Source organism: Abyssisolibacter fermentans, assembly GCF_001559865.1.
Taxonomy (GTDB): Bacteria; Bacillota; Clostridia; order Tissierellales; family MCWD3; genus Abyssisolibacter; species Abyssisolibacter fermentans.
The window spans coordinates 78,479-93,429 of sequence record NZ_LOHE01000035.1 but is presented as its reverse complement, the minus strand read 5'-3'; the positions used below and the strand labels follow the sequence as shown (position 1 = coordinate 93,429).

Here is a 14,951-nt window from a genome sequence, read left to right as displayed (position 1 = left end):
TTATTTCCAATCATTATATAATATATCTACCTAAATAACCAGAAAAAAGTTTTCTAATTGATATTTACCCAGACTATTTATACCTGTGATTATAAAAAATATATTCTTATCACTTACCAAATATACTATTATATGAAGCGTTTATAATTTTCTATATATAAAAAAAGCACCCTTAGGCACTTTCATCTTTATAAATCTTCAATCATTTTTATTGAATTTTTTAAACGTTTTTACTAATAATGGCCATATAACATATACTGTAATTAATGCTGCCAGCATCATAAAAGCAATTTTACCATTTTCCCACTTCACAACAAATTTTAATACTATCACACATAATATTACTTTAATGAGTATTTCCGTAATTTTTGCCTTATTCATTACATCCACCTAACTATCATCTTATTTTTTCTACTAAAACTATATTTATTTGCAAAAAGTATATCATTTAAATCTAAAAATAAATGATTTTTAAAATTTTGCCTACGCATAATTAATTAACATAACAGCTACAATCATCATTCCTATGCCAATATATTCTTTGCTTTTTAATCGTTCTTTAAAAACTACAGCACTAATTAAGCTTGCACCTATAATTGTTCCTCCACTAAGCAATGGAAATACTACAACAGCAGTTAAATTATTTAGTGCTTGAATCAAAAAGTAGGAAGATAATATATTAGGTATACCAACCATCATACCAATATAATAATCCCATTTTTTCTTTTCTTTAACCATTCTTGTTTCTTTTAAACTTATGACTAAAGCAGTAGTAAACAGTACCCACAAAAAAATCTGATTATGTTGTATCATACAATATTTTTGAAAAACTTTATTAGTAAAACTCCCTAAACCAGTAAATAAAAATAAAAATATCAATACAACATGAATATCATTTAATTTAATTTCTTTTAGATTTATAGCCATAATCAAAATAGCTCCCAATGATATAACGACACCAAACCATTGAATAATATTAGGTACCTCTTTCCAAATAATAATAGATAATATCATAGGAATAATTATACCTATCTTACCAAAAGCAGTAGCTATACTTGGCCCACTCATAAAAACTGATTTTTGATAGTAATAAAAACCTCCATAATAAAATATACCTGTTATTATTCCAATAATTATTGCTAAAAAAACACTATGCTCATTTATACTTATCTTTCCTAAGTCCATAATGTATTGACCAAGACCTGAAAACAATAAGGTGATAAGTAAAATTAATGAAGCAAATGCGTAATTAACTGTAATCACAACTGGTTGATTTATATCATGCTGTTCGCCAAAACGAAAAATATTTGGAATTATTGCACTGCAAATAATAGCTAATAATAAGTAAGTCATAATCTCTCCTTTTATTAATTATTTAAGTTCATCTACTACATTTTATAACTAATTAATAAATGCTTCAAATCAATTTACAAATCTTTATCAATCAAATGCACAAAATGGTCACTGTTGGATTTTATGCAAATCGCTTATTCATTCGAAGAATGAGGTTATTAATAAAAAGTATTTGATTTCTATGAATAATTTGGGTTTAATTACGTTTGACATACAAATATATCTCACCATTACAACCACTTGAAGTTACCATAATTTTATAATCGCCTTCTTTTAAGTTCATTCCTCTACCATCAGTAAAAATTTGGTAATCGTTAATTAATATATCTTCATAATCTTTCCCTGATAGCTTAACTACTGCACTTCCATCTTTTGTAGTAAGAAAAATACTGAATTTGATATTCTCCGTATCCTGTAATGAAAACTCATAAATACATTTGTCTTTACAGTCAATCAAATTTTCGTGAGCAGCAAGTTTATATCCATTATCTAATTGTGGAATAATCCCATTAAATATTTTTTCATTTGAAAACTTATTTTCTAAAGCTTCTTTTTTGTTTATATGAAAGTCGATTTTCCCATTATTATCATGTGATGACACAACAATTTTGTATTTTCCTTTATTTAAAAACCAACCGGTAAATGTACTATTGATTTTGCCCTCTCCGTTAAACAACTGTAACTCTTTTTTTCTAATTCCTTGTATTGGAACATTTCCTTGTAGTTTTATTGAAAGTTTCTCATTACAATTACCTGTAATATAAAAATCATAAATTTCCTCTTCATTTACTTCAAATTCATAAATATTTTCATTATAGTAGTGATTTTTGTTTAACTTTATACTAAAATTTTCATCATATTTTTTTATCATACTTGATGCTTCGTACGAATTAGTAAGTATATTAATGCAACCTCCAACAATTAAAAACAAAGTAAATATTCCACAAACAATTAACATTATAACCTGTTTTTTATTCTCTATATTAAAATTTATTTCTTCACTTAAGACTTCTTTTAAATTAATTTTTTTAATAAAGACAATGCATCCTAATAAGAAAATCAAGGCAAAAATAACAGCTGTTAAATAACCGTTTACTTGTGAATTTATTATGAATTTTATAACATCCTCATTGGAGGCATCAAAACCAGCTTCATACATGATAGGTAGAATTATATTTGGTAATAATGTACCTAATATACCAATCACAGTTATGAATTTTATTTTTTTTACTACAGCATTACTTTTATTAACATACAATAAGATAATAAAAAATAAAACAGCCGGTATAATTGGTCCCGCTATACTTATAATTGCCTTCTGATATGGCTGAAATATACCTGAATAACTTACATGTGGATATCCATTTAAAAAATTAATGTCAAATTCACTTATTTGCCCACCAAATAAAACCGCAAAAAATGCATGAGCGCCTTCATGCACTATTGTATACAACAAAAGCAATATTACACATATTATTAGCATTAAAACTATATTTGCTACTTTCTTCATATTCGCCTCCTAGCATTCCAGTTCATTATATTTAAAAAATATATACACTATTATATCACTTTTCTTAGAATTATAATTTGATATTTAAAGTAATAAATTATTTTACAAATAACAAAAAAGAACCTATATGATAGATTACTTCTTACATTACCTATCTATGGGTTCTATTCTGAAAAAACAAATCTACTAATCTTTATTTATTTGTTATCATAATAGCTTTTGAATCTTCTCATAGCTTCTCTTAATATATCTTTGCTAGTAGCTAAATTAACTCTAACAAAATTCTCATAATTATCTACAAATCTACTCCCTGTTTCAAGCAATACACCTGTATCCTGTGCTAATTCTATAACAAATTTATCTATATCATTTACTTTATTTAACTTAATCCATAATAAATAACCTGCTTGATGATTAATCATTTCTATATCACTACCTGTAAGTATCTCTTTTACTAAGATATAGTTTTCTTTTATATTATTTCTTAATTCATATACCCATCTTTCTCCTTTTTCATAACAGGAAACAAGAAATCTGTATCCAACTCTATTAGGATTTAATTTTCTATTTTTTAATCCTTCTTCAATTTTACCTTTAAATTCTTGATTTGGTGTTAATAAATAAGAAGCGTTTAGTCCTGCTAGATTAAATGTTTTATTTGGTGATGAACTTATTATTATATTTTCGTATTCATTAAAATAATTTGCCATTGATATAAACTCTTTTTCACCTATAACCAAATCACTGTGAACCTCATCTACAAATAATGTTAGATTATATTTTTTGCATAGATAAATTAAACTATCTAATTCAGACTTTGACCAAATTTTACCTGAAGGATTGTGCGGACTACAAAATAATATACTGCTAATATTATTTCGTATTATACTTTTTTCTAATTCTTTAAAATCAATAACATACTCTTTATGTTTTAGCTTTAAAGGATATTTTATTAGATTGCAATTATTTTTATCAACTACATCTCTAAACGGACCGTATACAGGTGTAAATATTAATACATTATCTACATTATTTAATAAAATTGAAATAGATACATATATAGAAGTTATCGTTCCAATACCAGGAATTATCCACGAGTTCTCAATAGAACAATGATGTATTTTTTTATACCAATTAATAATACTCTTGTAATAATCATCTAATATATCATAATATCCAAAATCACTTTGTTGAATGAATTCAATAAAAGAGTCTACTATTTCCTTTGGAAGCTTATAATCCATGTCAGCTATAAATAACGGGAATATTTCATCTTTAGATTTTGGAAATCTTCTTCTGATATACTCTTTATTCCATTTCATAGACCCATTATTTTCTCTATATAATAATTCTTCAAAATTATACATATTTTAAACCCTTCTCTTTTTTATATATTTTATAAAGGATGAAGCATTAGCTTCATCCTATTATTTTTATAAATTATGTTCATCTTTTCTATACTGATTATCAAGTGCTTTTACAAATGGATAATAAATCAATACTGATGCTGCTATAGCAATTATTTGTACAACAGCACCCTGCCACCCACTCACAAGAAATCCACTAAATATAGGTGGTGTAGTCCAAGGAGCAATTACTCCGTTAAAAGGCATCATAAAACCTATTTTGATAGCAAAATATGCTAAATATACTGAAACTATTGGTGCCACAGTAACAGGTATTATCATTAATGGGTTCATTACTATAGGAACACCAAAAACAAGGGGTTCATTTATATTAAACATAGATGGAACTGCACTTAATCTACTTAACATTTTTAATTTTTGAGATCTTGCTACTAGTAACAATGCTATTATTAAGCCTATTGTCATACCAGCTCCACCAATAGTTGCAAATTGGTCTATCATTTGTATTGTACCAATATTTCCAGTTTCCAATGTTAACTTACCTGCTTTGAATAACTCAAAGTTTTCTAGTGAGTTTGCATTTAGTACAGGGTTAATAATTGAATTTACTACTGTTGGGTGAATACCAAACCACCAGAACAAACCATTTAATCCTCCAACAACAGCTATAGCACCTATTGTTGATGTCAATTTTTGAAGTGGAATTTGTAGTAAACTATAGATTACTTGATGTAATGTGCTGCCTAGTGCCACACAAATACCATTAATTAATAGCATAGTTGCAATAACTATAGTTCCCGGTATTAATGAAGAAAAAGATCTAGATACCATCTCTGGAACGCTTTCCGGTAATTTAATTACTAAGTTCATTTTAATAACAATTCTATATATTTCTGTTGTAAGAATACCAACTATAATTGCTGTTATGACTCCTTTTGTTCCAAGCCAAGCCATTGGTAATATTTTATTTATAATTTCTCCAGACTGGGTAGTAGCAAACTTAGGAGTAACAATAACAAAAGACACTATTGACATAATCATAACTGCTATCTTATCCAGTTTATACTGCTCTGCAAGTTTATATGCTAATGTTCCAGCTAATAGAAAACCCATGATATTAAACGTTGACCTATAAGCTGGTTCAAGGTATGATGCCCAATTAGCTCCAAAAATACTTGCCATAAAATCTGAATATCCATTGATAGGAAAATCTGTTAGTAATAAAAATATAGACCCAATGATTGTTAATGGCATTATAGTTAAAAATCCTGAACGTAAAGCTATAATATAACGATTTGTTGAGAATTTTGATACAGTTGGAACTACTTTTTCTTCAATAAAATTCGTAAAATTATTCATTTGTTCTCCTCCCAAATAAATCTATTTTGCAATTTTCTTGTGTAAATCAATAATTTCTAAAGCAAGTGTGTTTAATGTTATACTTGTCATTAAATGATCTTGTGCATGAACAAGAAGTAGTGAAAATTCTGTCTTATTACCGCCAGCTTCTGATTGAATTAAAGTTGTTTGAACTTTATGAGCTTCATCTAGCTTTTCATTGGACTTGCTCATAAGCTCCTGTGCTTTGTTAAAATCTCCGCCCTTTGCCGCTTGTATAGCTTCCATAGCATAGCTCCTAGCATCTCCACTATATAAAATAAGATCTAATACAATCTGCTCCATTTCCTTCCTCCTTTTGTTGCTTCATTCGTTATTCATTACTTTTCAGCTAAACTAAGTGCGAATTTTAATACTTTTTCTCCGTTCATAGTACCATAATCTAAATTATTTATTACATCTACTGGTACTCCTTTTGGCTCTAATTGTTCCCTTATATTGTTGAGCATAAATCTAACCTGTGGTCCAAGTAACACTACATCTAAATTATCAGTATGACTAGAAAGCTGAGCTGAACCAATAGCATTAATATCTACTTCAATATTTGATTTTTCAGCAGCTTTTTTCATTTTACTAACTAATAAACTTGTTGACATTCCTGACGAACATACTAGCATTATTCTTATCATGTCTATCCCTCCTTAGATTTAATTATTACACATTATATATAGTGCAAATTGTATGCCAATTAAAACAACTCTTTCTTATACTATAATAACTGCATTTTAGTACTTTAATACAAAAAATAGTGTGCAGGGAATTTGCACACTACGTATTTTAAAAATTGCACAGTATTTATTTTTTTGCACAGTTTAGTTTATGCTTCATTATTTTTCACTATTATTTTGACTATATTAGATAATTCACTGTCATTTATATTTATTTCATATTTTTGTTCTAATGGCTTAAGTGCTTGTTTTATAAAAATAAATTCTCTATTGTATTGATTTCTAATTTCTCTGAAATCTTCTACTATTTTATTTGATTCACCATTCTTAATTCTATCAATCATAAAAGCTATATGAAGAATAATTCCTGATTTTACTTCCTCATTTATCATTATACTTAATACTTCTTCTATGTTTTTAATAATTAATCTACATTCATCTACAACACTCTCTATTCCAATAATTTCAATATGATTTTTTAATGTATCTTCAATCTTCATATATATTTCTTCTGTCTTAATTAATTTGTTGATTTTATCATTAGCACTTCCATCTAATATGTCTGGTGCTGGTATAAAAGGTATATTCTCAATGAAAATATTTACAGTCCCAACTACTGCGAGAATTTTATATTCTTTACTCAATTTTTCAACATGTGCTAGAAAGTCATTACGATCCAAAATATTTAACGCTTTGATTTCTATACTCGATGTTTTAATTACATTTTCACTAATTATTTTCTTTAATGTTTCTGCAACTCCTTCTCCTGTAAAACATGTTGTTATAATTAGAAATTTTCTTATTTTATTATTTCTTGGTTTTGCTTCAATTTTATATCTACTTATTTGAATACACGCTTTATATATAGAATTTAATTTTCTTCCTAATACTGCTTTACTTAATGCTTCTATAACCACAGGCGTACTTGCCATTTGAATAGTTTTAATATTTATTCCAGTTTCATCTGAAATCATTTCTCCAAAATTACAAAGAGAACCCATATCAACTAATAATAGTACCCCCTTGCCATTATTCATATTTATAATTTTTTCCTTAGCTACCTCATACATTTCATCAACATTTACATTTAAAGGCATATCTATCGCCTGAGCATAATCTTCACCTATAAGTCTATTAGCTACATTGGTCATACTGCTAGCTGTAGAATCACCATGCATCATCACTAGTATACCTACCTTAGAATCCTTTTCTATTTCTTGTTCATATAAATCAAAAGCTAAAAACATTGCTAAATATCCAATTTCATCAATAGGAAATTCTATATTGAATCTATTATCTAATATCTTCGTTAGTTCCATAGCTACTAAAAACTCATCTGCATATCTCACTCTTATAAAGTTTAGCTTAGGATTAAAAATTTTGTTACCATTCCTTATACGTTCGATACTAACTTGTAAATGTATTGCAAGTCCAATATAAACTTTTTCATCAAATCTCTTATTTAATTTCATTTCAGCTATATTTAATATCTCATATACCGTTTCTGCTATTTCTTTATTTACTACTTTAGCTAACTTTTCTTTAGGGAGTATTTTAGGCAGCTTGCTTATATATTTATTAAAATAGCTTTCAATGTCTATGTTTAATATTTGACTTATTTCCTTTTCTTCTAATCCTTGATCTTTTAATTCTAACAATCTCTTTTCAATAATATCATAGAACATTTCGCTTTTTTCATCATTGTCTAGTGAAACTACTGTGTTATTCACAAATTTCTCTTCATTAAAATGAAACCTTAAAACATCACCTTTATATTTTAATACCTCGTCAATCTCTTTTCTATACTTTTGAACATTCATTAATCCTTTTTTTACATCTCTTTGTAAATCTACTTGTTCTATTAAAATGTATCCCAGTACATTAGTCTTATATTTTAAAAATGCCTTTGCACAGGCAAGTTGAAAGTCGCTTTTTAACTGTCCTATATTATTTGGACATTCATATAAAAGATATGAAATCAAAACATTTTTTTCTAAATATATGCTTTTATTTAATCGTTTTGACTCAGATTTTATAAAATCTATCAACAAATTGTATCTTTCAATTAAACTTCTGTCTCTAAGAGGAGGAATCTCAATAATCATAGGTATCCTTCTAACAAAAGTCCTCAACAAACTAGATTGAGGGTATTCTGTTGTAGCAGCAATTATTTGAGTTTCTACATTTTCCATCTTTTCTGTTTCACCTAAAGGTCTAAAACAACCTTTATCTATGAAAGTAAAGAGCATTTCCTGTCCTTGAGGAGGTAATCTATGAACTTCATCTAAAAATAAAATACCACCATGAGATTTTTTCAGTAAACCTTCTTTGTCACTATCCGCTCCAGTATAAGCACCTTTTTTTACTCCAAAAATTTGACTTAAAATAAGCTGTGGATTATCAACATAATCTGCACAATTAAATCTAATAAAAGGTGCTTTATTATCAATTACATTTGATTCCTTAGCAAAATCATGCATTAATTCTGCAAACATAGATTTTCCTACACCTGTTTCTCCTAATATAAGTGTATGCAAACCTCTAGGAGGATAAAGAATAGCTGCTTTTGCTTGCTGAATTGCTACTCTAAGACTTAAATCCGAACCAGCGATAACATCAAAGCCAGATATTTCACTTTCTTTCTTAGTTATTGGACTATTACACTCTTTCTCATTCAGGCTATACAAAACAGGTCTACTTTTACTCTTTAAAACTTTTCCATTTCTATATAATTCGTTAAGATATCGGCTTATACTTGATCTATTAAGCTCCAAATAACCTACTAAATCCTCTGCTGAAATACTTTTTATACCCTTATCATTTAATTGAACTAAAACTTGATAAACTGCATCGATTTTTTTCATAATCGTTCTCCTACCTATCTTCTAGTCAAATTATCCTATAATACTATTATTTTTAAATGTTTATTTAATATAAGAACACATACCCTATTATAGCATATTTTATTATTTTAATCCTTTAACTCCATAGCCTACTATTATAAAACATCTAAGAATAATATAAAGTTTTTTACCAAGCAATATGTTAATTTGTCTAAAACTACAGTATTATTTACTCAATATAGCTAAACTATAGAATTACCACAAAATCTATTTGACATCATAAGTAGAATACTTGCATTGCATGTTTATTAAATTTCTCTAAATATACACTCTTCTAAAAGTACTTACAAATTAATTGTTATATAGATTATTATGAAAAACTTTAACCCCTAATTTATATACAAAAATATCGATTAACAATATTACAATACCTAATAAAAGTAAAACTTTTATTCCTAGTACCATTACACCAAAGCTCTGAATGATAGTAAATATAATCGGAGGTAATACTATAAAACCTCCCATTTGCTGAGCTTCTCTAAAACCTTTAGCTTTAGCAGATACAATAATCATAAATCCTATACCAAAAAAACATAATAATGGTGTAATATAAAAACATACTAATATCCAAGCTATATTTGGCAGTATCAATTCTTTAATATTAATCATTGATATAGTATTTGACACAAGACAATATAAAATGAAAGATATTGTAGTGATAAACATTGTTATACACATAATGCTTGCAATCTTTCCTAAAAACAATTCTTTAAAAGAAATAGGTGCATACTTAATTGCCTCTAAGGTTTTTCGCTCTTTTTCACCTGCAATACTATCTGCCGCTATAAAATTAACAGCTATTAAAGGAATAATACTAAATAACGGTGCCATAAAATACTTTAGCATTAATATAATCATTTTTTGCTGTTGTGTATAGCCTATAATGGCATTATTAATACTCTCAGGTATGTTTTTTAAAAAGTAATTATTTAACATCATATTATTCCCAGGAATATTTTGACCATAAACCATCAATATAGGAATGATTGTAACAAATAAAATTGGTATCAGTATCATTGGTATATATACTTGTTTACTTTTTTTTAATAAACGAATATCATTTCTTATAATCGCTTTAATATTTTTAGTTTTGATTTTCATTGCTTTCCCTCCCAATTAGTTCAATATAAGCTCTCTCAATTTGATTTGTATTTTCTCCAAAAGATAATAATTGAATATCTGCAAATCTATTCATTAAATCGTTAATACGTTTGTTATTGTCAACCATCAATTTGAATGTATTTTCTTTATTATTTTCCTCAACAATAGATACCCAATTATGAATATTAATAAATTGAACTAATTCTTTTCTATTCGTATATTTTATATTTAAGTAAAAACCTGCATTAACTACCTTTAATAAATCATCTTTTGTTCCATCCAATAGCAATTTCCCATTCTTCATTATTATAAATCTATCACACAATTCAACAGCATCATAAATATTATGAGTACAAATAATTCCAGATAGTTCATTTTTTCTTACTAAAACTTTCAAATGATTCCTCAATTCATTAGCACTTTTAGGGTCTAAATCTGAACTAGGCTCATCTAAAAAAATAATCTCTGGATCATGAAATATACTTCTTGCTAATGCTAGTTTTTTCTTCATCCCTTTACTGAATGTTTTAACATCGTTTTTATTGTTATCTAATTGAAACAGCTTTAAAATATCATTTATCTTTTCTTTAGGATTTTGTACATTATATAATTCAGCAAATAGCTCTAGATTTTCTCTAGCATTTAAATTCTCATACACACTATAATGTTCTGTCAGCACCCCTAATCGTTCCTTAATCTTGATAGCATCAGTCCTAATGTCATATCCTAATATTTGAGCGTAACCACTAGTTGGCTTTAATATTCCTCCCAACATTTTTATAGTAGTCGTCTTTCCTGCTCCATTAGGACCTAAAAGAGCAATTAGTTCACCTTTATTTATTTTAAAATTAATATCATCAACAACTGTAACTTCGTTGTATGCTTTCTTTAAATTAAATACTTCAATAGAAACACTCATTATAATTTTTCCTCCTAATAATATTTAGATATTTAGATATTTATTTAAATATCTATTAATAATAATATTATTATATTACTTTAATGTCAACAAAAATTTTTATATATGATATCTACCTTAATCAACCCATAAACAACTGCTATAATAACTTTTTCAAACAATAAATTTGCTAGGGCTCAATCTGAGGTTTCTTTGCAGGTGACTTTTAATAAGTAATTTTTTTCAGCTTTTATAAAATAAAAAAATCTTAAGTATCGCCATTTACATACTCAAGATTCTTATAAAAACATTATTTTTTTATTTTATGTTCAACTTAATATAACTGCTAATTAAATCACATAATAAAATTACATGATCTTCTTCACAAGATTTATTTGACATCACTAAATACATACATGTATTAGTAAGTTTTCAATTTATAATGGGGACGATGCCTCTGCTCCATTCATAAGTATACAATATTGAATATTATTAGTGAGAAATTTTTTTAAAATAGGTAATTTAAATTGGCTCATATTCTTAGTAATAAATGGTGTGTTTTTTTCATTAAGTTTTATTAAGACTTCGTTTTCTTTATAAAAGGGGTTGAATATTTCATTTATAACCATAGGTGAATTGATGTTATTTTTCTCATAAGTTCCTTGATACGGAGTCATGCTTTTACAATTTTTATATAAAGATAATAGGGTTATAACCTTACCTCTTACATAAGAAGTAGGATTATTATTCAATCTACTAGCAAAAGATTCAACACAATTATAACCATTTGCAATGTGAGCATTACCCAAAACTCCAAAAAAATTTCCTTTTAAATAATACTTATACTGTATCATAAAATTTTCATATAATTCCTGTTCTCTGATTTCTCGTGCATTTAGATTATCTATTCTTCTTTTGAACTTAGCTATTAAATTTCTACTAATCATATAGAAGTCAAAAAAATTGCTCCCAAAATATTGTTTGTATATGTCATAATACTTGTCTATACTAATTAAATAAGTACTCCAAAATTGATAATAATCATAACTAACTTTCGTCTTATTTTTTATACAACAATAAATATTTTTTAACTCATCGATTACATATTTTATTTGTGATGGTATTTTTTTTTGAGGTAAACATGTATATATATATTCTATTGCCTCGTTTGAAGAATCCGTTATATCAATACCTACGACTACAATCTTATTCTTGTTAGATAATGTCTTATTAAAATTATATATTGCTTTCCACATTTTATAATTTTCCTGTGTAGCAAAATAGCAATTTTTATAAGTCTTTAATAAATTTTTTAGAATACTTTCATCGCCTGTTCGAAGATATTCATTAAGTTTTCTTGCATCATTATAGCCTAGTTCTTTTACATAATATTTTACTCCAGCATTAATTACAAAATATTTTAGCAAATCATATTCAATGCGTGCATTGCAAGCAACTCCATGAAATTCCCCCATAAGAAATATATTAGCATTTTCTAAATCATTGTCTAGTTTCAATTGACAATAAGTATTATTTGACAAATATGTATAAAAAGTCTCAAATAATTTTTCATTATATCCCTTCATTTAAAATCAGCCTTTTTAAATTATATTCATTGTTTTTCATGCAATTTATCTCCTTTTATTATGGCATATAATTTCTTTTGACTTCTTATCTAATGCTGATGTTGGTTCTTCTAAGATTACAATAGCTTTATTCATTAAGAATAGCCGAGCCAATGATATATCTTCTGTGCTATTAAGCATTTTAACTTTATATCTTTTTTCAAAATATCTCGTATTACTTTTCATGTATTTATTATTGAAGAAGTCATTTTCGTTATATGATTTTATTAATAATTAAGGTTAGCCAAATGATTGCATAATAGCAATCAGTTCACCTTGTTTCACATTAAAGTTAATATATTTACAACTCATATCTCGTATAATCCATAACTCTTCTTTATGTTTTTAACATCTAAAACATTTTCCATCATTTCTCTTTTCCCTCTAACAAAATGTTGATGTCTTCCTTTGACATTCTAAGATATATTTTAATGAGTTCTTTCCATATTTTTCTGGTGAAATTACAAAATTGATCAGATGGAAGATTTATATCTCCTGTTGACGTATAATTCGTATGAATACAACCACCAATACATAGATTTCTAGCCCAACACTTAGAACATTTTTGTCGATGTTCTAAAGTTATATTGTTTAGAAAATCGCTTCTATTATTGAATCCCTTATCAATATTACCCATAACAAACTCTTTATTATTAACAAACCTTTGGCATGGATAAATATTACCGTGAATATCTACAGTACAAGTGTTTCTGCCAACACCACATGCTATACTACGCCTATTTGAATTATGTATTTTCTTTAATCCCGTAATAAATATTTTGTTTTTATAAATTTCCTCATAGGCTTTCTTCTTAATAAGTTCTTCAAGCTCTTTGTACATTGCTATATATCCATCAGCAGCTTTATCATATTCTTCATCAGATAATAAATTAAAAGCTGGAGATAATATAATTTTTTTAAAATTTAAAGAGTCTAAATAATTATATATAGAGTTAATGTCAAGTTGTTTGCCAGTAACTGTTGCACGGGCAGTTAGTAAGTTCTTATTACGTAGTGATTGTGTTTTCGCAAGTACTATATCATGACATCCAACTTTTCCTTTAAAATATCTATTATAATCGTGTGTTTCTTTATCTCCATCAATACTAATCAATACATTCATATCATGCTTTATAATGAACTGCTCTATTTCCTCATTTAATAAGGTTGCATTAGTTGTCATTGTAAATTTAAAATTTTTAGATGTTGCTATTTTTTTTTGCTCACAATATGCTACTATTTCTTTAATTAAGTCAAAACGCATTAAAGGTTCTCCTCCAAAAAAACAGATAGTCAATGTATCATTTTTTGAATTTTTAACAAAAAAATCAATAGCTTTTTTGGCTGTTTCAATATCCATAACTCCCCTATCATTGTATTCTCCATTTTCACCAAAACAATATGAACATCTTAAGTTACATTCTTGTACAATAAGAAGTGTTACCATCATCATATCAGGAAAATTATGCGCTACATCACCTTGTTCATTATTTATAATGTCTATATTATCTATGATAAAATCATGTTCTTTCATCGCCTTTATTGTCGTATCTAATTCTTCTTGAGTATAGATACTTTGCAAGTTATCATATATTTCTTTATAACTTTTACCATCTTGACCTAATAATTTTTCAGTTTTATTATCTATTTTAAATATTTTATTATTTTCTATGTAATATACATATTTACTATCTTGAACACAAAAAATTTTATAATCACTTAAATGCATGGCTTCAGATGAGTTAATCATGGCGTCTCCCCCTTGTTTTTCTATAAAGTGAACTCGTCCAGCTACGCTGAACATCGATAATTAAGTGGGGAGTCTACCCCACCTGGTTAGAAATTCCCACTTATAGAAGTGGGAAACTCTAAAAAAATTGAGATAAAACATAACAAATCGTCAATATTTATAATCAGTGATTTGTTATGTTTTTCTTATTCTCTGTGTACTTATTATACTACGTCCCATATCTTGTCATCATCACAGAATATACAATCTGGTAAATCAACTAATGCACAATTATTTCCTTGTTCTTCACAATTATTGTTTACTAATTCAAACATTTCAAGTACCCCCTTTTTTTATATTTTTATATAACAATTTCATTTAATCATAAATTTTGACATT

General features: G+C 26.9%; 13 protein-coding genes. All 13 read right to left on the bottom strand.

The features are described 5' to 3' along the window. Nucleotides 1-198 precede the first annotated feature (198 nt). Entirely contained in the window at nt 199-381 is a 183-nt protein-coding gene (locus tag AYC61_RS03215) for a hypothetical protein (RefSeq protein WP_066496822.1), read from the bottom strand. 102 nt (nt 382-483) lie between these two features. Continuing rightward, on the bottom strand, nt 484-1,353 hold the full coding sequence (locus AYC61_RS03210) for an SMR family transporter (RefSeq protein ID WP_066496821.1): 870 nt from the start codon (nt 1,351-1,353) through the stop codon (nt 484-486). A gap of 196 nt (nt 1,354-1,549) precedes the next feature. Then, on the bottom strand, nt 1,550-2,863 hold the full coding sequence (locus AYC61_RS03205) for a M50 family metallopeptidase (protein WP_066496820.1): 1,314 nt from the start codon (nt 2,861-2,863) through the stop codon (nt 1,550-1,552). A 197-nt stretch (nt 2,864-3,060) separates the two neighbouring features. Next, nucleotides 3,061-4,230 (bottom strand): MalY/PatB family protein, encoded by a 1,170-nt coding sequence (locus AYC61_RS03200; protein WP_066496816.1) that lies wholly within the window; start codon nt 4,228-4,230, stop codon nt 3,061-3,063. A 66-nt stretch (nt 4,231-4,296) separates the two neighbouring features. Continuing rightward, on the bottom strand, nt 4,297-5,589 hold the full coding sequence (locus AYC61_RS03195; RefSeq protein WP_066496813.1) for a PTS sugar transporter subunit IIC: 1,293 nt from the start codon (nt 5,587-5,589) through the stop codon (nt 4,297-4,299). Nucleotides 5,590-5,610: 21 nt separating this feature from the next. Continuing rightward, a complete protein-coding gene (locus AYC61_RS03190; protein ID WP_066496811.1) occupies nt 5,611-5,913 on the bottom strand; it encodes a PTS lactose/cellobiose transporter subunit IIA in 303 nt (100 codons plus the stop codon). Nucleotides 5,914-5,948: 35 nt separating this feature from the next. After that, on the bottom strand, nt 5,949-6,257 hold the full coding sequence (locus AYC61_RS03185) for a PTS sugar transporter subunit IIB (protein ID WP_066496809.1): 309 nt from the start codon (nt 6,255-6,257) through the stop codon (nt 5,949-5,951). A 188-nt stretch (nt 6,258-6,445) separates the two neighbouring features. Next, nucleotides 6,446-9,160, bottom strand: coding sequence for a sigma-54-dependent transcriptional regulator (locus AYC61_RS03180; protein ID WP_066496806.1), 2,715 nt, complete (start codon nt 9,158-9,160; stop codon nt 6,446-6,448). 330 nt (nt 9,161-9,490) lie between these two features. Further along, nucleotides 9,491-10,300: an ABC transporter permease subunit gene (locus AYC61_RS03175; protein WP_066496805.1), complete on the bottom strand. Its 810-nt coding sequence runs from the start codon at nt 10,298-10,300 to the stop codon at nt 9,491-9,493. After that, the gene (locus tag AYC61_RS03170) at nt 10,284-11,219 is read right to left on the bottom strand and encodes an ABC transporter ATP-binding protein (RefSeq protein WP_066496804.1); all 936 of its coding nucleotides are present in this window, start codon (nt 11,217-11,219) and stop codon (nt 10,284-10,286) included. Before AYC61_RS03170 ends, AYC61_RS03175 begins: the two co-directional genes overlap by 17 nt. A gap of 416 nt (nt 11,220-11,635) precedes the next feature. Continuing rightward, nucleotides 11,636-12,784, bottom strand: coding sequence for a TraB/GumN family protein (locus AYC61_RS03165; RefSeq protein WP_066496803.1), 1,149 nt, complete (start codon nt 12,782-12,784; stop codon nt 11,636-11,638). A gap of 45 nt (nt 12,785-12,829) precedes the next feature. Then, nucleotides 12,830-13,009: a hypothetical protein gene (locus AYC61_RS20975; protein ID WP_156456321.1), complete on the bottom strand. Its 180-nt coding sequence runs from the start codon at nt 13,007-13,009 to the stop codon at nt 12,830-12,832. A gap of 181 nt (nt 13,010-13,190) precedes the next feature. Continuing rightward, nucleotides 13,191-14,573: a PapB family radical SAM/SPASM ranthipeptide maturase gene (gene papB, locus AYC61_RS03160; RefSeq protein ID WP_162265429.1), complete on the bottom strand. Its 1,383-nt coding sequence runs from the start codon at nt 14,571-14,573 to the stop codon at nt 13,191-13,193. Nucleotides 14,574-14,951 lie beyond the last annotated feature (378 nt).